At 55.9% G+C, this 21696-nt stretch carries 19 protein-coding genes; 6 read left to right on the forward strand and 13 right to left on the reverse strand.

Features of this window, described 5'->3' with window-relative positions; translation table 11 throughout:
• The 10 genes from F3J26_RS02215 to F3J26_RS02260 all read right to left on the reverse strand — a co-directional run bounded on the left by F3J26_RS02215 (nt 1) and on the right by F3J26_RS02260 (nt 11962).
• On the reverse strand, nt 1–1800 hold the full coding sequence (locus F3J26_RS02215) for an extracellular solute-binding protein (protein WP_502706578.1): 1800 nt from the start codon (nt 1798–1800) through the stop codon (nt 1–3).
• Between the two features lie 132 nt (nt 1801–1932).
• Nucleotides 1933–3513, reverse strand: coding sequence for a cyclic di-3',5'-guanosine monophosphate phosphodiesterase PdeN (gene pdeN / locus F3J26_RS02220; protein ID WP_166991027.1), 1581 nt, complete (start codon nt 3511–3513; stop codon nt 1933–1935).
• A gap of 251 nt (nt 3514–3764) precedes the next feature.
• Complete coding sequence (gene mepS, locus F3J26_RS02225; protein WP_039295455.1) at nt 3765–4331, reverse strand: bifunctional murein DD-endopeptidase/murein LD-carboxypeptidase; 567 nt, start codon at nt 4329–4331, stop codon at nt 3765–3767.
• A gap of 420 nt (nt 4332–4751) precedes the next feature.
• Nucleotides 4752–5456, reverse strand: coding sequence for a phosphatase PAP2 family protein (locus F3J26_RS02230; protein WP_166991030.1), 705 nt, complete (start codon nt 5454–5456; stop codon nt 4752–4754).
• Between the two features lie 45 nt (nt 5457–5501).
• Complete coding sequence (locus F3J26_RS02235) at nt 5502–6479, reverse strand: CobW family GTP-binding protein (RefSeq protein ID WP_166991033.1); 978 nt, start codon at nt 6477–6479, stop codon at nt 5502–5504.
• A 150-nt stretch (nt 6480–6629) separates the two neighbouring features.
• Nucleotides 6630–8096, reverse strand: a complete 1467-nt coding sequence (locus F3J26_RS02240; RefSeq protein WP_166991036.1) for a mannitol dehydrogenase family protein — start codon at nt 8094–8096, stop codon at nt 6630–6632.
• A 191-nt stretch (nt 8097–8287) separates the two neighbouring features.
• Nucleotides 8288–8860 (reverse strand): elongation factor P-like protein YeiP, encoded by a 573-nt coding sequence (yeiP, locus tag F3J26_RS02245; protein ID WP_166991038.1) that lies wholly within the window; start codon nt 8858–8860, stop codon nt 8288–8290.
• Between the two features lie 164 nt (nt 8861–9024).
• Nucleotides 9025–9285, reverse strand: coding sequence for a DUF2534 family protein (locus tag F3J26_RS02250; RefSeq protein WP_166991041.1), 261 nt, complete (start codon nt 9283–9285; stop codon nt 9025–9027).
• Between the two features lie 60 nt (nt 9286–9345).
• Entirely contained in the window at nt 9346–11412 is a 2067-nt protein-coding gene (locus F3J26_RS02255; RefSeq protein ID WP_166992881.1) for a TonB-dependent copper receptor, read from the reverse strand.
• A 109-nt stretch (nt 11413–11521) separates the two neighbouring features.
• Complete coding sequence (locus F3J26_RS02260) at nt 11522–11962, reverse strand: DUF2946 family protein (RefSeq protein ID WP_166991045.1); 441 nt, start codon at nt 11960–11962, stop codon at nt 11522–11524.
• Nucleotides 11963–12095: 133 nt separating this feature from the next.
• Between F3J26_RS02260 and F3J26_RS02265 the strand changes: the two genes are divergently transcribed.
• Nucleotides 12096–12350: a YkgJ family cysteine cluster protein gene (locus F3J26_RS02265; protein WP_166991048.1), complete on the forward strand. Its 255-nt coding sequence runs from the start codon at nt 12096–12098 to the stop codon at nt 12348–12350.
• On the opposite strand, the gene setB is transcribed toward F3J26_RS02265, so the two are convergent.
• Nucleotides 12347–13531 carry a sugar efflux transporter SetB gene (gene setB / locus F3J26_RS02270; RefSeq protein WP_166991051.1) on the reverse strand — a complete coding sequence of 395 codons (1185 nt, stop codon included), beginning with the start codon at nt 13529–13531 and terminating at the stop codon, nt 12347–12349. The genes F3J26_RS02265 and setB overlap by 4 nt on opposite strands.
• Before the next feature lie 386 nt (nt 13532–13917).
• On the opposite strand from setB, the gene fruB reads away from it, so the two are divergent.
• From fruB to fruA, 3 genes are read left to right on the forward strand one after another with little or no spacing between them, the layout of a single operon-like run.
• Nucleotides 13918–15048, forward strand: a complete 1131-nt coding sequence (gene fruB, locus F3J26_RS02275; RefSeq protein WP_166991054.1) for a fused PTS fructose transporter subunit IIA/HPr protein — start codon at nt 13918–13920, stop codon at nt 15046–15048.
• Complete coding sequence (fruK, locus tag F3J26_RS02280) at nt 15048–15986, forward strand: 1-phosphofructokinase (RefSeq protein WP_008459923.1); 939 nt, start codon at nt 15048–15050, stop codon at nt 15984–15986. Before fruB ends, fruK begins: the two co-directional genes overlap by 1 nt.
• A 16-nt stretch (nt 15987–16002) precedes the next feature.
• Nucleotides 16003–17691 carry a PTS fructose transporter subunit IIBC gene (gene fruA / locus F3J26_RS02285; RefSeq protein WP_166991057.1) on the forward strand — a complete coding sequence of 563 codons (1689 nt, stop codon included), beginning with the start codon at nt 16003–16005 and terminating at the stop codon, nt 17689–17691.
• A 49-nt stretch (nt 17692–17740) separates the two neighbouring features.
• On the opposite strand, the gene nfo is transcribed toward fruA, so the two are convergent.
• Together nfo and F3J26_RS02295 are read right to left on the reverse strand one after the other, a co-directional pair.
• Nucleotides 17741–18598, reverse strand: a complete 858-nt coding sequence (nfo, locus tag F3J26_RS02290) for a deoxyribonuclease IV (protein ID WP_008459928.1) — start codon at nt 18596–18598, stop codon at nt 17741–17743.
• An 86-nt stretch (nt 18599–18684) separates the two neighbouring features.
• Nucleotides 18685–19734, reverse strand: coding sequence for a YeiH family protein (locus tag F3J26_RS02295; protein ID WP_008459930.1), 1050 nt, complete (start codon nt 19732–19734; stop codon nt 18685–18687).
• Nucleotides 19735–19858: 124 nt separating this feature from the next.
• On the opposite strand from F3J26_RS02295, the gene yieE reads away from it, so the two are divergent.
• Both yieE and F3J26_RS02305 read left to right on the forward strand, forming a co-directional pair.
• The gene (gene yieE, locus F3J26_RS02300) at nt 19859–20725 is read left to right on the forward strand and encodes a DNA-binding transcriptional regulator YeiE (protein ID WP_008459931.1); all 867 of its coding nucleotides are present in this window, start codon (nt 19859–19861) and stop codon (nt 20723–20725) included.
• A 184-nt stretch (nt 20726–20909) separates the two neighbouring features.
• Nucleotides 20910–21695, forward strand: a complete 786-nt coding sequence (locus F3J26_RS02305; RefSeq protein ID WP_166864868.1) for a transporter substrate-binding domain-containing protein — start codon at nt 20910–20912, stop codon at nt 21693–21695.
• Nucleotide 21696: the final 1 nt, after the last annotated feature.

Consider the following 21696-nt stretch of genomic DNA (forward strand, 5'->3'; position numbering starts at 1 on the left):
TTATTCCCCCTGACGCCGGTCGGCGGGCAGCTTCGCCGCTTTGTTGACGTCATACCACCAGTTATCAAATCCGGTGCTGTAGAGCGGATGAATGGCGGGGCGGGAGAACTTATTCCACCAGGCCAGGCGGTCGGCCGACATATACCACATCGGCAGCATGTAGTTGTTCCAGGTCAGCACGCGGTCAAGGGCACGGCCCAGCGGCAGCAGTTTTTTCTTGTCGCCCTGGTTGGCGATAATCATCTCAATGAGCTTGTCGACCACCGGGCTTTGTACCCCTGGCGCGTTATAGCTGGAATTGATGTACTCCGAGGCCCAGATAATTTGCAAATCCGGGCTTGGGTAAGGCATTGCGCGGTATAAACTTGGCATCATGTCGTAGTCGCGGCTGCGCAGGCGGCTTGAAAGCTGCGAGTTATCGACCTGGCGGATATTCATGGTGATGCCCAGGCGCTGCAAATTGCGCTGGAAGGGGGGGATCCATTGCGTGTTGCCGGCCGTGCCGGTCAGCAGTTCGAACACAAACGGCTGGCCGGTGCTGACATTCACCAGCTTCTGGTCTTTTAACGCCCAGCCCGCGTCTTTAAGCAGGCTGAGCGCCTTGAGCAGATTTTCGCGGTCAAACCCGCGTCCGTCTGATTTCGGCGGGTTATAGATTGAGGTGAAGACCTCCGGCGGGAGATCCTTTTTCATCGGCGCCAGCAGCATCAGTTCGTCGGCGTCCGGGTAACCGCGAGCGGCGTATTCCGTATTCTGGAAATAGCTGTTGGCCCGGCTGTATGCGCCATAAAACAGCGCCTTGTTCATCCATTCGAAATCAAAGGCCAGGCCGATGGCTTCCCTTACCCGGCGGTCGCTGAAAAGGGGGCGCTGGATGTTAAACGCCAGCCAGCGGGTGTCCTGGGCGGATTCGTTTTTCTGCTCGTCTTTGACGATGTAATGGTTGCTGAAGTTTTTCCCGATGTAGCGCGTGGCCCAGTTTTTGGCTGAGACTTCAGTGCGATAATCAAATGCCCCGGCCTTGAACGCCTCAAAAGCCACGTCATCATCGAGATAATAGTCGTAGCGGATGGTATTAAAGTTCCAGCGCCCGCGGTTTACCGGCAGGTTTGCCGCCCAGTAATCCCGCACTCGCGTATAGGTAATGTATTGCCCCATTTTCCAGTCGGTGATTTTATAGGGCCCGCTGGAAAGCGGTGGGGCAGAGAGCGGGTCGCTCAGCTTATGATCCTTCCAGAACTTCTCCGGGAACACCGGGAGCGAAAACAGGCCCAGCATCCGGTCTTTGCTTGGTGTGGCAAGCTCAATACGCACGGTGAGCGGCGCAATGGCGCGTACCGTTGCCCCTTTGTAAATCAGGCGGAACTGCGGCACGCCTTCCGTCATGAATTTATTGAAGGTGAAGGCGACATCCTCGGCGGTAATCGGACTGCCGTCCTGAAAGCGGGCGCGCGGGTTAATGGACACTTCCGCCCAGGCAAAGTTGGACGGGTAGCGGGCCATCTCGGCAATCAAAGGATAATAGCTGCCGGGTTCGTCATCGGAAGTGGTGAACAGGGTGTCATACAGCGTGTCGGTGCGAACGCCCGGATTACCCCGCATGGCAAAGCGGTTGAAGTTATCAAAAGTGCCAATGGCCGAGAGCGTGATATTGCCGCCCTTGGGGGCTGCGGGATTGACGTAATCGAACTGCGTGAAGTTGACGGCATATTTAGGTTCGCCCAGGACGGCAAAAGAGTAGCTTTCGTTTATCTCTGCGGCGCGTGGCGTAAGGGAAAAGGTGCTCAGGCAAAGCAGCATCAGTGCACGTACAGCTTTTGTCATCTTCATTCCTTGCCCGGTGGGTGGGAAAGCGCAGGCGTCACGCTGCCGCGCCCGGTAAACCCATGATGGTTAATCATAAGTTAGCCAGTGAAGATTGCGCAATGCCTGTCAGTCTTTCAATTCGTCATAAAGCGAGTGGGAAGGATTCCAACTGACAAGCTGGCTTAAGGTCAGAGGGCGGCTGAAGTAATACCCCTGCAGGAAGTTACAGCCGCGTTCGATAAGCCATTTCGCCTGCTCCGGCGTTTCTACCCCTTCCGCTACCGTGTTCATATTCAGGCGCTGAGCCAGCGTCAGCACGGCGTCCAGCACCGGCGCGGTCACCGTTTCCATACCGATAGAGTTGACGAAGCCGCGGTCAATTTTCAGATAATCCAGCGTAAAACGCTCGAGGTAAATCAGGGCGCTGTGGCCAGTGCCGAAGTCATCCACCGCAATTTCAAATCCCTGTTCGTGCAGCCAGGCGAAAATGCCCATCGCCTCTTTTTCTTTCAGCATGTCGCGTTCGGTTATCTCAAACACTAACTGAAAATGGTGCGGCGGCAGTGACGCGGCGAAGGCCTGAATGTCCTGCTTAAACGTCGGGGAGTGAAGGTGGCTTGGGGCGAGGTTCACGCCGAGCTTGGCCCCGGCGGGCAGAACTTTTTGCAGCGTGGGCGCGTCCCGGGCAATCAATTCAAACAAATGGCGCGTGAGTGGCACAATCAACTGCTGAGCTTCGGCAAAGCCGATAAACGCATCCGGGGGGATCATACCCGCCGTTGGGTGCTCCCAGCGCATCAGCACCTCTATGCCACGCATCTGCAGAGCCTGTGAGTCGACAACGGGCTGGTAAACAACAAAAAACTGCCCCCGCTTAATGCCGGTAAGAATTTCTTTCCCCGCCCGTACTTTGACCGACAGAAAGTAACCGCACAGCGCAGTGCTCAGCAGGCCGGATAATAGCCCGGCCAGAATGGCCAGTTGAATATCCTCCAGCGGCCACGGGGTACCATAAATGTAGAGTTTAATCGGGTAACCGTTAAGGACTGAGATTCTGGTGGGCGAGGGGGGAAGCTCATCGGTATTTATCACGTCCGGTGAATAGGATGTGAGCGCCTTGTTGCCCACCACCAGGGCCATGGAGCTGATGTCCTGCTGACGGGAGGTGAAAACCAGGTAGGGCGTAAGATTGACGTTTAGGGTGGTAAAAACGCCGCGCCCCGAGGCCAGCGGGTTAAGAAACCAGGCGGCAATCACCGGCTTGCCCGGCATCATTGGCGTGCCGTTCATAATCGCCAGGTCGACGGTTTTATTGATATTGATCTCGGGTTCCAGCGCATCCATCGACATTTCCATGTTGCCGGTGGCGGAAGAACAGTAGGCAATGCCGTTACGCACCAGCAAAAAGGCTCGTACGTTAGGATTAAAAGCCGCACGAGAAGTCAGTTCGCCGCTGACCCTTTCACACTCGTTCATGGTTAAAGGCTGGATACCCTCGGCGGTGGCGTGAAGTTCTTTAAAAAAGGTATCCAGGTAGTTACTGATGTCGCGAGAGAGGAGGTTATAGGCGGACTCACGCTTTGAATGGAGCGCCAGGCTGGTTAGCCCACCGATAAATAATGCGGCAAATAATCCCATTAGCAGGCTAAACGCGACTATCTGCTTTGGGGTGCTAAAGTAGCGTGAAAAAATGTTTCTATAAGACATGGAATTATGAGTCCCGCAGGGGCAAGCGAATCATCGTTTGTTTTGTGCTTTTTTCTGACTATAACCCATAACCAGGAAATTGTTTAACTTGTTTCACAGGGTAACTATTTCATCTTTCAATTTTAAGAGGAAAGAGTAACCGTCTGAATTTTAGGCATAAAAAAACGCTGCATTGGCAGCGTTTTTAACGTTGGTGGCTTTGCTGAGTAGCCAAGGGAATAACTCTCAACAAAACATATCTTGTGGCGGCGTTAGCTGCGGCTTAGCACCCGGCGCGCTTCGTTGTAACGCTTCTTCCAGTAAGGCTCGTCCATGCTGGAGATCACAACGCCGCTGCTGGTGGAAGCATGTACAAATTGGTTATTGCCAATGTAGATGCCTACGTGACGGCCAGTTGAGCCTGCACGGAACAGCACTAAATCACCGGTGCGTAACTTGTTACGCGAGACAGATTTACCGGACTCCTGCTGCTCAGACGTTGAGCGAGGCAGGGTTAAACCAAACTGTTCCTGGAAAGTGCGCTGCACGAAGGCAGAACAATCAATACCAGCTCTGCTGCTGCCGCCAAGACGGTAGCGTACACCTTTCCAGCTCGCGTATTGCTCCATAATGCGTGACTTCACGTCAACATTACGAACCATCTCTTCGAATTCATCCTGAGAGGCTTGCAGTAAAAAACCATCTTTTTCACCGACTGCATGCGTCTCAGAATGCATATTTGCTGTGTTAGTCGAACTACAGGCGGAAAGCATAACTGCCACCGCAATCGCGGGTATCGCCCGCAAGATGTATCTCAAAATAGGCTGAGATTTGACCATTTTGTTTGTTTTCCCTTGATGTCCTTAACGAATAATTCGTTATACAAAAATACCAACGTGACGAGACTAATTACCTAAAAGCCACGAGACAATTATTCATGCACAAAAATGTGGAACATCGCACACTTTTATTCACAGCACAAATAGATCAGCCGTAGAGCAAACTTTCCCGAGACTACCCGATAAAACCAGGCTATGCGAGCGTTTTTATTCTTATTTTTATAAGAAATTGTGATGATTCGTCGCGAAAGGTTATTTCGAACAAATGATCGGCAATGCTGCTGATTTTATCGTCAGGTCATTCAAATTGAAGCTGATTTTGTATGAGTAAATATTCATCTGGCTGTCATGATGCTGAAAAAATAAACAGAGGCCCGGGTGGGCCTCTGTTCGGTGACTATCTTCATCACTTATTAACCGTCAGCGGGACGCTTTATATTTTCCCGGAACAGTGCGGTTCAGTATAGAAATTAACCGGTCGCTGACTGGGGTTAATAGCACCCAGGGCAGGCCAACCAGAGCAATAGAGACTGACCCGACGTAGACATCGGTAAACCAGTGTGCGCCTATCATTATTCTTGGCGAAGAGAAGATAAAGAAGATCGCGAGGGCAATAAGAAACGCTCGTGGGCCGAAATAACGCAGCATAAAACCGGTGAAGATAAGCAGCATCAGGCCGTGATCGCCAGGGAAGCTATCGCTCGAGGCGTCTTTCGTCGGGAAGTGCAGCAGTTCGCTGACGCGATGAATGTCTTTAAAGTACAGCGTAGGGCTGGCGTGCACCACCGGGATAAGGTGGCCGAGCTGGTTGATGACCACGGCGCACAGCAGCATCACCACGCCCATCAGCACCAGGCGGCGGCGGCCAGCGGCGTCTTCATGCAGCCAGAACCAGGAAAACAGCGCGCCCATCGCCAGCAGCGAAATGCCGTCGAAGGCCCGGTTATTGGTGATGGCAATCAGCGTTAAAAAGGTATGGCTCTTAACCAATTCATTATTAAAGAAATGGAACAGCGTGGCGTCAATGTTGAACCAAAATCCATGGTTCTCTGGCAGGTACCAGCTAAAGAACAGGGCAATGCCCAGGAGGTTCAGCAGCAGGATAAGAGGGAGGCGATTAATCATGATACAGCTTCTAAATCTCATTCTGGGGGCGCGAAGGTAGACGCGCTAACTTAAACGTAAGCTCAACAGGCTGGCTTGCAGGACGTTCCAGTCGGGCTGAGCCGGGTGAATCAATTCGATGCGGCTGTCCAGCGGCGGCGAGGGTTGCGTTTCAATATGCAGGTCGTTGCCCTGGCGGTTGATACGTACCAGGCCTTCGGGAATACGCAACACGCCTTTGACTCGCTCAACCGGGGCAAGACGTGCCCACTCCAACAGGCCAATGGTGTCGAACACGGTTTCTTCATCGAAAATCCAGCCACAGGCGTAATAACCCTGCCCACTGTTCACGCTCCGGCGCCAGCGCTGATGCCCCGGCAGGCTCAGCGCGGCAAGGTTATGAGGAACCGACCGGGCATGCTGGTGCTCATGGCTGTGCGGCAGCTCGCGTTGGTTCAGTCTTGGCTTGTCGAGAAGGGCAATGCCGATGGCTCCTTTTTCCGCATGGACCAGTTCGCGGCTGTCGCCATTGTTTTGATACCAGCGCGCTAAAGCAGCCTGGCTTTCCGGCGTGGCGCGATCTTGCTTGTTGGCTACAATGATGTCCGCCGCGGCAAGCTGATCGCGGAAGTTGTCATTATTCAGGGCTTTTTCATCCAGAAGCTGGCGCGAGTCGAGCAGGCAAAGCGTGGCCCGCAGGTCAATCCACGGCTGATATACGTCGGCGGTGAGCATGTCCAGGATTTGTTTTGGGTGGCCAAGGCCGGTAGGTTCAATCAGCAGGCGGTCGGGCTTGCCCTGGCGCAGCAGCGTATTGAGGCCGACCTGCATCGGCAGGCCGTTAACGCAGCACATACAGCCGCCAGGGATCTCTTTCAGCAGCGCGCCGCTGTCTGCCAGCAGGGCGCCATCAATCGCCACTTCGCCAAATTCATTGACCAGCACCGCCCATTTTTCATCGGCGGGCTTGTTGGCCAGTAAGTGCAAAATGGTGGTGGTTTTACCGCTGCCCAGAAAGCCGGTAATTAAATTCGTTTTTGTCACGGTGACTCCGGGGGTTTACTGCCTGCAAACCACGTCAATCTATCAGTGATTATTCATTATTTACGCTGACTATCCTGACGACAACCCGGAGAAAAGAGAAGCCTTAACGCGGCTTACCGCACGGTAAGACCACGTTAAGCGCATTGATTGTTAACTTAAGCGCAAGTTTTCGACCGCGCCGCGTGCGCCCAGGCGGATGAGTTGCTGCCAGGCTTGCCGCACGTTTTCGACAAATTTTTCGTTTTTGGGCAGGTCATCACCAAAAATTTCGTTCAGGCTGAGGAGGGCGCTGACGCGTTCGTTTTCGCCGCTGTCGCTCACCAGCATCTGGATTTTGCCCTGAAGCGGATCGCGAACGTCAATCGCATGGCCCTGTTCGTCGAGGCCGCTAACGTAGCGCATCCAGCCTGCGATCCCGAGCGCCAGGCATGGCCAACTGCTCCCGTTTGCCAGATGCCAGCGCACGCTTTCCAGCCAGCGCTGAGGAAGCTTCTGACTGCCGTCCATGGCGATTTGCCAGGTTCGGTGCTTCAGCGCCGGATTTGCGAACCGCTCGAGCAGGCTGGCGGCGTACTGATTCAGGTCGATGCCCCGAATGTTCAGCGTCACCGCCTGCTCCTGCAGCATCAGGTGCTTTGCTGCACGGGCAAAATGTTCGTCAGCCATACAATCATTAATATGCGGGTAACCGGCGAGGTAGCCGAGATAAGCCAGAAATGAGTGGCTGCCGTTGAGCATCCGCAGCTTCATCTGCTCGTAGGGCACCACATCGTCAACCATTTCCACCCCGACGGCTTCCCATTCCGGGCGACCGGCGACGAAATTATCTTCGACGACCCACTGAATAAACGGCTCGGCGGCAATGGCGCAGGGGTCTTGTACGCCCAGTATTTCCGCAATTTCCTGCAGCGATTCCTCCGTGGCCGCCGGAACAATGCGGTCGACCATGGTGCTGGGGAAGGTGACTTCTTTGGCAATCCATTCTGTCAGCCCGGCGCTTCGACTCGCGGCCATACCCAGAACGGCCTGGCGAACCAGGTGCCCGTTATCAGGAATGTTATCGCAGGATAAGACCGTAAACGGGCTAAGCCCACGCTCACGGCGACGGCTTAGCGCCTCCACAAGTATTCCTGGTACGGAATGCGGAGACTCCGGCGACGTCAGATCGTGAATAATCCGCTCATTGGTGGGATCAAGTTTTCCGCTGGCGGGATCGATGCAGTAGCCTTTTTCGGTCACGGTCAGGGAGACAATGGCGACCTGCGGTTCACAAAACTTCTCTATGATGGCTTCCATGCCATCCAGCCTCGCATTCAGGCATTCTTTCACGGCACCGATGACCCGCGCCTGGTTTCCCGCCGCCCCTTTTTCCAGCACCGTGAAAAGATGATCCTGTTGCCTGAGATCGTGCATCAGTTTATCGCCGTTAAACAGGCTGATCTCACAGATCCCCCAGTCGCCGCCCAGTTTGTTGAGCACCCGATCGGTGAGCAGGGCCTGATGCGCACGGTGGAAAGCGCCAAACCCAAAATGCACGATACGGGTTTTCAGCGCGCGGCGGTCGTAGTTTGGCCGTTGAACGGTATCCGGAAGTGAAGCAGTGGCAAGGGTATCCATAGAGTCGCATCCTGTGTAGGGAGGTGGGAATCTATGCAGTGTAAAGCTGTATGACAGGAAATAAAATTGGTCTGTTTAGTTAATCGCTTTTGTGTGATGTAGGTCTGATAATAAAGCAGGATGATGTAATTGGTATAATAACTTTGGTTGTGAGAACAAAAAAAACGCTCCCGAAGGAGCGTCATTTATTATTAGTCTGCGCGGCCCATAGAGCGTTTTTCTGCGATATGAATGCGGATTTTTTCCCCGGCAACCATGTATTCCGGCACCTGAATCACCAGGCCGGTGGACAGCGTTGCTGGCTTGGTACGAGAGCTGGCGGAAGCGCCTTTGATGCCCGGAGCCGTTTCGATGATTTCCAGATCCACGGTCTGCGGCAGCTCCAGCGCCAGCAGCTGGCCGTCCCAGGTCAGAACCTGCATGTCCGGCATACCGCCTTCGGGAATGAACTGCAGCTCTTCTTCGATCTGGTCTTTGGTGAAGATGTACGGCGTGTAATCTTCTTTATCCATGAACACGTATTCGTCGCCGTCGATATAGGAGAAGTCAACGAAGCGGCGGGTCAGGGTGATGGTGTCAACGATATCATCACCTTTGAAGCGCTCTTCCACTTTCTGCCCGGTGCGAACATCGGAGAAACGCATCTTGTACAGGGTTGCTGCGCCGCGTGCGCTGGGAGCCTGGATATCAATGTCTTTAACAATCAGCAGCTTGCCGTTGTAATTGAGTACCATGCCTTTTTTGATTTCGTTAGCTCTTGCCATCGGTGTTTCCTGTCAAAAATTGAGATGCGAAAATATTGCGTCAAAGTACTCGTGAGGCGCGTTTCAGGCAAGTGGATTTAATAAAGAAGCACAAAAGTAAGGGGCTTAAGGCAAACGTGCCGACAACATCCTGCTTTGCCGACACGCTGGTGGCTTAACGCGCCTTAGCCGCGGCCATCCTTAGGCGCTAAGAAATAGAAAGCAAACGGCAGCGAACATAGAATAGTTAACATGATCGTGTAGATAGTGACCCACGCGCCCTGCATGATAAACATGTCCAGCGTCCACTGTTCCATTGGCCAGTTGTACTGCTCTTCCACGCCTTCAAAGGTCACCTTCGAAATAAGCGACACGACAATAGTGAAAACGATGGCAACCGCGATAAGGAACTTTTTACCTTCCGGCGTACGAAGTTTTGCAAACATATCAGCCTCCTGGCTGGGAAATGATTAAGCGTAATGGCCCCGACAACCGGGGCCAGGTAATTAAAACGTGACGTTCACTTTGCCCCAGACCGTCCGGCCTGGTTCATTGACCGGGGTATTGGACGAATAGCCAAAGCTGCTGTTGCCCGCCAGGTTCAAGTGTTCGCTGTAGGTTTTGTTCAACAGATTATCGACCCCTGCGCTGAGCTTGATGGCTTTGCTTAGACGGTAAGCCGCGTTGGCGGAAAAAATCGCAAAGCTGCTGCTTTTATCGAAGTCTTTCCCGACCACGTTACCCTCATTCAGCGCCACGCGATGCTGGCCGCTGACCAGCCGCAGCAGGCCGGTGCTGCTCCAGTCTCCTCGCTCCCAGGTCAGGCCGAAGCGTGTTTCCAGCGGGGCTATTTGCGGCAGCGGCTGATGGTCACTGGTGTTTTGCCCCCAGGCATACGCCAGGCTTGCGTCCGCCTTCCAGGCTTCGGTCAGCGCGAAGCTCATGCCCATTTCGCCTCCCATAATGGTGGCGTCCACGTTATCTGCCTGACTGACGCGGGCGTTATTAGGGTCATAGCGGAAGAGAATAAAATCATTCACCCGGCCAAGGTAGGCGGAAACCCAGCTGTTGAAGCGCTCCCCGCTGTACTGGGCGCCAATATCCAACTGCGTCGTTTTTTCTGTTTTCAGCTTATCGAAGACATTTTTAGTGCCGTCCGGCCCGTAGGTGGGGGAAAACAGCTCCCAGTAATCCGGGAAGCGCTCGGTGTAGCCCACGCCAGCGTACAGCATGACGGGGATATCGCTCAGCGTTTGTTCGTAGCGCACAAAACCTGCCGGTAGCGTTTTGCTCCGCACGCTGGCACCTGCGTCCGTATCATTATTGACGCGAGTTCGATCGAGGCGCGCGCCGCCGATAACTTTGCTGCTGTCGGTGGCATTCCAGGTCAGTTCGCTAAAGATACCTGCGTCCTGGAAACGGGCATCCTGCTTCCAGCCGGCGCCCTGTTTGCTGCGATGGGTGCTTTGCTGCCCGTCGATACCGCTGCGCAGTTCGTAGTCAGACCACAGCCACGTGCCCATCATGCGCCCGCCAACCGTGCGGCGATCGAGCTGCATCGCCATTGGCATATTCATGCTCATGGATGAACCCATGTCCATCGAACTGCCCATATCCATGCCCATCGAGGAGGCCATATGCCCGCCGGACATGCCGCTGGACATTGTTCCCGGCGAGCGGAGGGAATAGTTGTCCATAATATGATTGGCGTAGTTGTAGTAGACGCTGCTTTCAAACTTGTTGAACACCTCGCCGATGTTCGACATTTCAAAGCGCGCCCCGAGGCTGTCGCGCCTGAACTGGGAGCCGTCCATACTGCGGCCCGCGTAGCGGGCTTCACCGTTGCCTTTACCCGCCGTTAGCTCCAGCAATGTGTCTTTGTTAGGCGTCCAGCCCAGCGCAACATCGGCGTTCCATTTATCCCACTTTGAGGCCACCCGGTTGCCGCTGCCGTCTTCGTAATCGCCGGAGTGGGACTTATTGCCGATCAGGCGTAAATAGCCGCCCTCACTCCCCAGACTGACGTCTGCATTGCTGTCCCAGCGCTGGTTGGACGCTGTGAGCAGGCTGGCCGTGCCCTGGATGCCCGCTTTATCAAAGCGCGGCGGTTCCCTGTCGAAGCGGACGGTTCCCGCGGAGTTACCCGGCCCCCATAGCACGCTTTCCGGCCCTTTAATCAGCGTCAGCAGATCAAAGCTCTCCGGTGAAATATATGAACTTGGGGCATCCATTCTGGCCGGACAGGCCCCCGGCATTTCACCATTATTGGTCAGGATACGCAGGCGAGAACCGAACATGCCGCGAAAAACCGGGTCGCCGTTGGTGCCGCCGTTGCGGATTTGCGAGAAACCGGGGATAGTTTTCAGGTAGTCAGATCCGTCGCTGGCTGGCACAGGCTGACGCGGCGTTTTAGGGGACGTCACAACTTCCAGCGGTGATGATGCCGGAGAGGTGACGATCATCACGGCATCGTCCGGCATAGTCATCGTGTCATGCGAACCCGCCGCGATGGCTGCGGGAGAAGTGATAGCCAGCAGTATCCAGGATACCAGCGGCTTTAAATGTGTTTTCATCATTGCCTTACTGTCCTTCAGGCGTAACGTTGCCGCTCTTTATAAAAAGAACAGCTCGAGACAACGCTTCAGCGTCGCCTGCGGCATTACGCGGTTAATTATTGGTGTTTTAAGCGAAGTAACAGGCAGCAGAGGGCGGGGCGCGGGCCGGGTGAGGTGACCAGGGGCGAGAAATCGCCGCGCAGCAGAGTGCGATCACCGGCGTCCGGCGCACGCAAATCAACAATAACAGCAGTAAAACGGTGAGGCAGAATTCAATAAAAGGCAGGTGGATCAGCAGCTGGCAATAGCCGCAGGCGATTTCTTCTCCCGGCGACATGCCCGGGCCGGACATCAGCATATTGTGCGGCATTGACGCCTGAGGGCACGGTTCGGGCACAGGCATGTGATGGCCCATGTCAGACATGTCCATTGTCATCATCATGCTGCTGTGTTCGCAGGCTGAATGGTGCATCAGCGATTTTGAAATTACCGGTGCAATAAACAGCATGGCAACGGCAAGCAGCGCCAGCCAGCAGGCTGTTCGGTGAAAGTGATTGCGCCGTGACAAAACGTTACCGATCCGTAGTCGTTGTGGCGCAAGTGTATCCTGAAAGAAGGAATGATGTTAAATGAATTGTTAGATTGACGCAGGCAGTGGGTCTGCTATTGTCACGCACCTTTTGACGCCGGTGGAAACGTAAATGGATTGCCGTCCTGACTGCGGCGCTTGCTGTACTGCGCCTTCTATATCAACGCCTATCCCCGGTATGCCGGAGGGGAAGCCCGCCAACACGCCCTGTATTCAGCTGGACGACCGCCTGCGCTGCAAGCTGTTTGGATCGCCTTTGCGGCCTAAAGTCTGCGGCGGCCTCCAGCCTGCCAGAGAGATGTGCGGTACCTCACGCCAGCAGGCAATGACCTACCTGATCCAACTTGAAGCCGCGACGGCACCTTAAATATCTTTGATTTGGGCCATGCAATAAATACTGACGGCTATCATCCCCAGTGCGATGAAAAAGACGCTGTGATAGTTCCAGATCTCGGCCACCACGCCGGCGAGCGAACCGGCAATGATCCACCCTACGCGCGTGGTGTTGGTATACAGCGTGGTGGCGGCCCCTGCCTGGCCAGGCATAAGATCCTGAAAATAGATCATGCCGATCCCGGCCAGAATCCCGATAAAGATAGCGTTGAGCAGCTGCAGCCCCAGTAGCATATATTCATTGGTCAGCGTTACCATTCCGACATAGAAAAGCAACCCGGCGGCAACGGCAAAGCGCATCAGGAAGCGCTTACCGAAGCGTTTGGCGTAGTAGCCCGCAATCAGCATGGTCGGGATTTCCAACCCGGCTGCGGTGCCCATCATGATCCCGGCGAGCTTCTCCGGGAGGTGTAACTCATTGATGATGTAAAGCGGCATATTGATGATATAGAGGCTGTTACAGCCCCACATCATGGTACAGGCGGCGAACAGGAGCAGGGCGTCGCGGCGGTTGCGACGCGGTGACTCGAGCCGGGCTTCTGCTTTTGCCACCGGTTCTTTGCGCATGGACGGCAAAAAGAGCCACACCATCGCGCCGCAAATCACAAAGGCAAACGCCGCACTCAGGTACATCACCTTGAAGCCAAACCCCATCGCCAGCGCGTAGGCAATTGGCGGCCCAATCACCCAGGCAAGAGACACCTGTGCGCGGAGGATAGAGCTGAACATCACCGCTTCACGCCCGGTGCTGTCGGCATGCTCGCGGGCAAGCGCAAACATCTGCGGGTTGGCGGTGGAGCCGAAGCTGCTCAGAAACACCCCGACGAACAGCAAAATAAAGTAGTTACGGTTCCAGGCGAACAGGATGCAGCCCAGTGCACCGAGCAGGCAGCAGGCAAAAATCAGCGTTTTCCGGTCGCCTTTGCGGTCGGAGCGCCCGGCTAAAAACTGGCTCACCAGAATGCCAATCACCGCGCTGCCGGTGAAGAAAAAGCCGACCAGCGCAGGGCGAACGTGGACTTCATCGGTTAAAAACAGGCTTAGCGTTGGGGTTTGTAGTGCCCCGGCGATGCCGGTCAAAAAAGCCACAATCAGAAACGCGGTTGAGGTGAAGTCCAGAAGCTTACGGGCGGCGGTAACGGGAGCGTTTTGCATACTTTTGGACGGCAGGAAAAAGAATGCGCGGAGTGTACCCTTGTTACCCCTAAATAGACAGATTTACCCTTAAGTCCTGCGCTGGAACTCGCACAAATTATCCAGGAAGCGAAGGCCGCTTTGGCGATACGTTGCCAAAGCTGAAATTTGCTGATGCCGGGTTGTAAACTGTTGCCAGTGTGCTGAACACTCGGCCTGCTAAACTGAAAATGTGCTGAAGCTCTAAATTTCGCAAACAGAAATGCGAGAAATGTTGCGTGTCATGCAGCATTAGCGCAACACTCCTTGAAACGTTTCAGCGTCATCTTTTTGCATCCCGCAGCTCGAGATGGCGCATTTTTTCTCAAGCTAGCTGAATCGTTTCAATTCAGCGAGAGAGGCGATCTATGTTCCAGTTATCTGTGCAGGATATTCACCCGGGCAAAGCTGCCGGGAGCAAAGAAGACGCTATCCGCCAGGTTGCCGCCGCCCTTGTGCAGGCAGGCAACGTCGGTGAAGGCTACGTCAACGGTATGCTGGCGCGTGAGCAGCAAACCACCACTTATTTAGGCAACGGGATTGCTATCCCGCACGGCACCACCGACACGCGCGATCTGGTGCTGAAAACCGGCGTTCAGGTTTTTCAGTTCCCGCAGGGCGTGGAGTGGGGCGAAGGGCAGACCGCTTACGTGGCGATCGGTATTGCGGCCAGTTCCGACGAACACCTTGGCCTGCTGCGCCAGTTGACGCATGTGCTGAGTGACGACGAAGTGGCTGCACAGCTGAAATCCGCCACCAGCGCGGAAGAACTCCGGGCGCTGCTGATGGGCGAGAAGCAAAGCAGCGCGCTGCTGCTGGACAACAGCCTGCTGGCGCTGAACGTCGAGGCCAGCGATTTGATGACGCTGCAGGCGCTGAACGCGGGCCGCCTGAAGCAGGCGGGTGCGGTTGATGCCGCTTTCGTCAGCAACGTGATTGCCGGTAATCCACTGTATCTCGGTCAGGGTATCTGGCTGAATGACAGCGCGGCAGGCAACCTGGCCAGCGCGGTTGCTGTCAGCCGTCCGGCGGCCAGTTTTGAAGCGGATGGAAACCCGGTTTCTCTCCTGATGACCGTCGCTGTGGCCGACGACCAGCCCTTGCAGGTGCTGAACCGCCTGAGCGACATGCTGATTGGCAACCGTGCCGACAAGCTTTTAACCGCAGATGCGCCGGCGTTGCTGACGCTGCTGACCAGCGATGATGCCCCGGCAGAAGAAGCGCTGAGCGCCGAGTTTACCGTGCGTAATGAACACGGCCTGCACGCCCGGCCGGGTACGGCGCTGGTTAACACCATAAAACAATTCAATAGCGAAATTACCGTGACAAACCTTGATGGAGCCGGGAAACCGGCAAATGGACGTAGCCTGATGAAAGTTGTTGCTCTGGGTGTGAAAAAAGGCCACCGGCTGCGCTTTACCGCGCAGGGTGAAGATGCTGAACAGGCGCTGAAAGCGATTGGCGAAGCCATCTCTGAAGGACTGGGGGAGGGCGCGTAATGACCAGACGTGTAGCAACGATCACCCTGAACCCGGCCTATGACCTGGTGGGCTTTTGCCCGGAAATCGAGCGTGGAGAAGTAAACCTGGTGCGCACCACCGGTCTGCATGCGGCTGGCAAGGGCATCAACGTCGCTAAAGTACTGAAAGATCTCGGCATCGACGTGACCGTAGGCGGATTCCTCGGCAAAGACAACCAGGACGGCTTCCAGCAGCTGTTTAGCGAGTTGGGAATCGCCAACCGCTTCCAGGTCGTACAGGGCCGTACCCGCATCAACGTTAAGTTGACCGAAAAAGACGGGGAAGTCACCGACCTGAACTTTTCCGGGTTTGAAGTCACCGGCGCGGACTGGGAACGCTTTGTGGCGGACTCCCTGAGCTGGCTGGGCCAGTTCGACATGGTTTGCGTCAGCGGCAGCCTGCCTGCGGGCGTTTCCCCGGAAGCGTTCACGGACTGGATGACCCGTTTGCGCAGCCAGTGTCCGTGCATCATTTTCGACAGCAGCCGCGAAGCGCTGGTTGCCGGTTTGAAGGCGGCACCGTGGCTGGTCAAACCGAACCGTCGCGAGCTGGAAATTTGGGCCGGTCGCAAGCTGCCTGAATTGAAGGATGTGATTGAGGCGGCGCATGCGCTCCGTGAGCAGGGGATTGCGCATGTGGTGATTTCTCTAGGCGCGGAAGGCGCGCTGTGGGTTAACGCTTCAGGGGAATGGATTGCCAAACCACCCACCTGTGAAGTTGTTAGTACCGTTGGCGCAGGAGATTCCATGGTTGGCGGCCTGATTTATGGCCTGCTGATGCGCGAGTCCAGCGAACACACGCTGCGCCTTGCTACCGCCGTTGCGGCCCTGGCCGTCAGCCAGAGCAACGTAGGCATTACCGATCGTACACAGCTGGCCGCCATGATGGCTCGTGTCGACCTGAAACCTTTCCACTGACAGCAGGAGACAGGCAATGAAAACGCTGTTAATTATTGAACCGGGACTTGGGCAGGCGCGCGCGTATCTCGCGAAGACGCTGCTCGGTGCCGCAGCGCCAAAAGCGCACCTCGACATTATTGATAACCCGAACGATGCCGAACTGGCGATTGTCGTTGGCAACGCCATTCCCGCTGATACTTCACTGAACGGCAAAAAGGTGTTCCTGGGCGATATCGATCGCGCGGTGCAGCACCCGGAATTGTTCCTGAACGAAGCGAAAGGTAAGGCTCATACGTACACCGCCCCGACAGCTGTTGCAACCGCCCCAGCAAAAGGGCCGAAGCGTATCGTCGCCGTCACGGCCTGCCCGACCGGCGTGGCGCACACTTTTATGGCGGCGGAAGCCATCGAAACCGAAGCGAAAAAACGCGGCTGGTGGGTGAAGGTTGAAACCCGTGGTTCCGTTGGCGCAGGGAACGCGATTACCCCTGAAGAAGTGGCCGAGGCGGATCTGGTGATTGTGGCGGCGGATATTGAAGTGGATCTGGCTAAATTTGCCGGGAAGCCGATGTACCGCACGTCTACAGGCCTGGCGCTGAAGAAAACGGCTCAGGAGCTGGATAAGGCGCTGGTCGAGGCCAAACCTTACGAAGCCGCAGGTAAAGCCAGCGCGGCTCAGGAATCCGGCAAAAAAGAAAGCGCCGGAGTGTATCGCCATCTGCTTACGGGGGTGTCTTACATGCTGCCGATGGTGGTTGCGGGCGGCCTGTGTATTGCGCTCTCCTTTGCCTTCGGTATCACTGCCTTTAAGGAACCTGGTACGCTTGCCGCGGCGCTGATGCAAATTGGTGGTGGCTCTGCGTTTGCGCTGATGGTCCCGGTTTTGGCGGGGTATATTGCCTTCTCGATTGCGGACCGTCCTGGCCTGACGCCGGGTCTTATCGGCGGCATGCTGGCCGTTAGCACCGGTTCGGGCTTTATCGGCGGCATCATCGCCGGTTTCCTGGCGGGTTATATCGCGAAGCTGATTAGCTCGAAGCTGAAGCTACCACCAAGCATGGAAGCACTGAAGCCGATCCTGATCATTCCGCTGTTCTCAAGCCTGGTTGTTGGCCTGGCAATGATCTACCTGATTGGCACCCCGGTGGCTAAAATCCTGGCGGGCCTGACCCACTGGCTGCAAACCATGGGCACCGCGAACGCGGTTCTGCTGGGCGCGATTCTGGGTGGCATGATGTGTACCGATATGGGCGGCCCGGTGAACAAAGCGGCTTACGCTTTTGGCGTCGGCTTGCTCAGTACCCAGACCTACGCACCAATGGCGGCGATCATGGCCGCGGGCATGGTACCACCGCTGGCGCTGGGCCTGGCTACGCTGGTGGCTCGCCGTAAGTTTGATAAGGCGCAGCAGGAAGGGGGCAAAGCGGCGCTGGTGCTCGGGCTGTGCTTTATTACCGAAGGGGCGATTCCGTTTGCCGCCCGTGACCCGATGCGCGTGCTGCCTTGCTGCATCATCGGCGGGGCGCTGACGGGTGCGCTGTCCATGGCGGTTGGCGCGAAACTGATGGCCCCGCACGGCGGCCTGTTTGTCCTGCTGATCCCTGGCGCGATTACTCCGGTGCTGGGTTACCTGCTGGCGATTGTCGCCGGTACGCTGGTGGCGGGCCTGTCCTACGCCTTCCTCAAACGTCCTGAAACGGAGCTGGCGGCGAAGGTCGCTTAGTCTTCCGCTCAGCTAAAAAACGCCTCGCTAATGCGGGGCGTTTTTCTTTCTAAGCCGTCGCTTCCTCGTGCTGCTGTGCTTTAAGCCAGGCGATCTCTTCGGCCCAGATATCCGGGTTGGTAGTTTCCAGAATTAGCGGAATACCATCGAAACGGGCGTCACGCATGATCCAGCTAAACGGCGTGTGGCCGATATTCCCGAGGCCGAGGCTGTTGTGGCGGTCAACGCGGCTGCCAAACTCGCTTTTGGCATCGTTGAGGTGCATCCCGCGCAGGTATTTGAACCCGACGATACGTTCGAACTCACTAAAGGTTTTGTCGCAGTCAGCTTCTGTGCGCAGATCGTACCCGGCGGCAAAGGCGTGGCAGGTATCGATGCAGACGCCAACGCGGGATTTATCTTCCACGCCGTCAATAATCGCCGCGAGATGCTCGAAGCGGAAACCAAGGTTACTGCCCTGGCCAGCGGTGTTTTCGATGACTGCGGTCACGCCTTCGGACTTCTCCAGCGCAATGTTAATCGACTCCGCAATGCGCTTCAGGCATTCCTCTTCCGGAATCTGCTTCAGGTGGCTGCCCGGATGGAAATTCAATAGCGTCAGCCCCAGCTGCTGGCAGCGCACCATTTCGTCGATAAACGCCTCGCGGGATTTTTCCAGCGCATCTTCAACCGGGTGGCCGAGGTTTATCAGGTAGCTGTCGTGGGGGAGGATTTGGCCTGGGCCATAATGGTATTTTTCGCAGGCGCTCTTAAAGTTGTCGATAACTTCGCTGGTCAGCGGCGCGGCGCGCCACTGGCGTTGATTCTTGGTGAACAGGGCAAAAGCGGTGGCTTCCAGTTCGTGGGCGCGAATGGCGGCGTTTTCCAGGCCACCCGAGGCGCTAACGTGCGCTCCAATAAACTTCATCTGTCTTCTCCTGTTTCTTGACGGGCAAAACCCGCTATCGGTAGTCCGTCATGATAGCGGGTCAGGAGGCTTTTTTCCGTATTGAATTATGCTAACAGGTGATGAATTGCCAGGTTAATGGCCGCGCCGCCGACAATCAGCCAGATGAACAGCACCAGCGCCATAAGCAGCGGGCGAACCCCGGCTTTTTTCAGGGCACTAACGTGGGTCGTCAGGCCCAGAGCCGCCATCGCCACTGCCAGCAGGAAGGTATCCAGCGTGACCAGCACATTCACCAGCGCCTGTGGCAGGAAGTGGAAGGAGTTGAAGATCGCCACCACGATAAAGAGTATTGCAAACCACGGGATGGTGATTTTACCGGTTTGCGCCGAGCCAGCCGGTGCCAGAGATTTAACGCGGGCTGCCAGGAAAATCAGGAACGGGGCGAGCATCATCACGCGGAGCATTTTGGCAATCACCGCCGCATTTTCCGTTTCCGGGCTAATGGCGTGCCCTGCGGCAACAACCTGGGCAACTTCATGCATCGTTGACCCGGTGTAAATCCCAAAGGCTTCCGGCGTAAACCAGTGGCTGACGAACGGGTAAATCATCGGGTAGATAAAGATAGCCAGCGTCCCGAAGATAACCACGGTGGCGACGGCCACGGTGACTTTACTGGCTTCGGCTTTCACCACGGGTTCGGTGGCAAGTACCGCCGCCGCGCCGCAAATACTGCTGCCCGCACCAATCAGCCAGCTGGTTTGTCTGTCCAGGCCAAACACTTTCTGGCCGAGCCAGCAGGCGAGGGCGAAGGTGCTGCACAGCGTCAGGGCGTCAATCACCAGGCCGCTGACGCCAACGTCGGCAATCTGCGAAAACGTCAGGCGGAAGCCATACAGAATAATGCCGAGGCGCAGAAGGTGCTGCTTGGCGAACAGCACGCCGCCGTCGCACTGCTGCCAGATTTTGGGATACACGGTGTTGCCGATTATCATGCCGCACAGGATGGCGAGCGTCAGGGCGCTAAGGCCGACGCCGGCCACCGCGGGAATGTTGCCAAGCCATAACGCCAGGCCGGTAATGGCGGCGGAAAGCGCCAGCCCCGGTAAAAAATGCCACAGCGTGTGGCGGCGAGCTTGTACGGTGAGTACTGTCATAACCTTCTCCTCTGTCTTAGGGAAAAGGCTACGCCTGGCTGGCATAAAAATAAAATTGATTATATATTTATAATTAATCTTTATAAGTGGTAAGCGACGGCTGCCACCACAGGAAATCTCTCTTATGCATATCACGCTGCGGCAGCTGGAAGTCTTTGCTGAAGTGCTTAAAAGCGGTTCGACCACGCAAGCTTCCCAGATGCTGTCCCTCTCTCAGTCGGCGGTTAGCGCCGCGCTTGCCGATCTTGAAGGTCAGCTTGGGGTTCAGCTCTTTGACCGAGTGGGGAAGCGCCTCGTGGTAAATGAACACGGCAGGCTGCTCTACCCGCGAGTTGTCGGGCTGCTGGAACAGGCCGGTGAAATAGAACAGCTGTTTCGGGAAGATAACGGCGCGATCCGCGTGTATGCCAGCAGCACCATTGGCAACTATATTCTGCCGGAAATGATTGCCCGCTATCGCCGCGACTTCCCGAAGCTGCCGCTGGAGCTTAGCGTCGGCAACAGCCAGGACGTGATCAACGCGGTGGCGGATTTTCGCGTCGATATTGGCCTGATTGAAGGGCCTTGTCATATGGCGGAGCTGGTGACCGAGCCGTGGCTCGACGATGAGCTGGTGGTCTTTGCTTCGCCGGGCAACCCGCTGGTGCACCAGGCGGTAACGCTGGAAAGCCTGGCAAAGCAGCCGTGGATCCTGCGTGAGCGCGGCTCAGGCACCCGCGAAATCGTCGACTATTTACTGCTTTCGCATCTGCCAGAGTTTCAGTTGGGTATGGAGCTGGGCAATTCCGAGGCGATCAAACATGCGGTGCGCCACGGGCTGGGCATCAGCTGCCTGTCTCGCCGGGTGATTGCCGAGCAGCTGGAGAGCGGCTCATTGGTTGAAGTGGCTATTCCCCTCCCTCGTCTGGTGCGGACGCTGTACCGGATCCACCATCGCCAGAAGCATATCTCTAACGCGCTGCTGCGTTTTCTGCGCTACTGCGAAGCATAATGCACCAAAATCTTGCAGCTGCACCTGATTGGGGTGTGGCTGCGAGGCAACCTCCCGCTCGTTAACTTCTTTTTCACCGCAATGTAGCAGCGATCTTCGCGATTCATCGTCGTTGGCACATTAGTTGCAGAATTGAATTCAAAGAATCTTTTGTTTCAATCAGGCGACGAGGCTGCACATGACGATGAAAAAATGGTTGTTCTCTTTAGTTGGCGCAACGGTGCTGCTGGCTCAGGCTGGGGCGGTAATGGCCGATCAGCTGCAGGATATCGAAAAACGCGGCGTGCTGCGCGTAGCGGTTCCGCAGGATTTCCCGCCTTTTGGTTCAGTGAACGCTGACCTGAAACCTCAGGGTTACGACATTGATATGGCGGCTTACCTGGCAAAAGGTCTGAAGGTCAAGCTACAGCTGGTGCCGGTCACCAGCGCGAACCGCGTGCCATATCTGCAGACGGACAAAGTTGACCTGGTCATTTCCAGCCTCGGCAAGAACGCTGAACGTGAAAAAGTCATCGATTTTAGCCGCGCTTACGCCCCGTTCTTCCTTGGCGTGTTCGGGCCGAAAGATGGCGCAGTGACAGATGCTAAAGCGCTTAGTGGGAAAACCATTGGCGTGACCCGTGGCGCAGTAGAGGACATGGTATTAACCGACCTCGCGCCGAAAGACGCCGACGTGAAGCGCTACGAAGACAATAACACTACCATCTCCGCCTATCTTTCAGGCCAGGTGCAGTACATCGCCACCGGTAACCTCGTTGTGGCGGCGATTGCCCGCCAGAGCCCAGCCAAAGCGCCGGTCAGCAAATTTATGCTCAAGGATTCCCCTTGCTACATCGGGCTGAAAAAGAATGAACCTGCGCTGAAAGCGAAGGTGGACGAGCTGATTGGTGAGGCGCTGAAGGACAATACCCTGAACACCTTGTCGCAGAAATGGATGCAGGCGCCGCTGCCTGCCAACCTCGGCGCTTGAG

Source organism: Enterobacter sp. Ap-867 (assembly GCF_011752855.1).
In the GTDB taxonomy this organism is placed as follows: Bacteria; Pseudomonadota; Gammaproteobacteria; order Enterobacterales; family Enterobacteriaceae; genus Cedecea.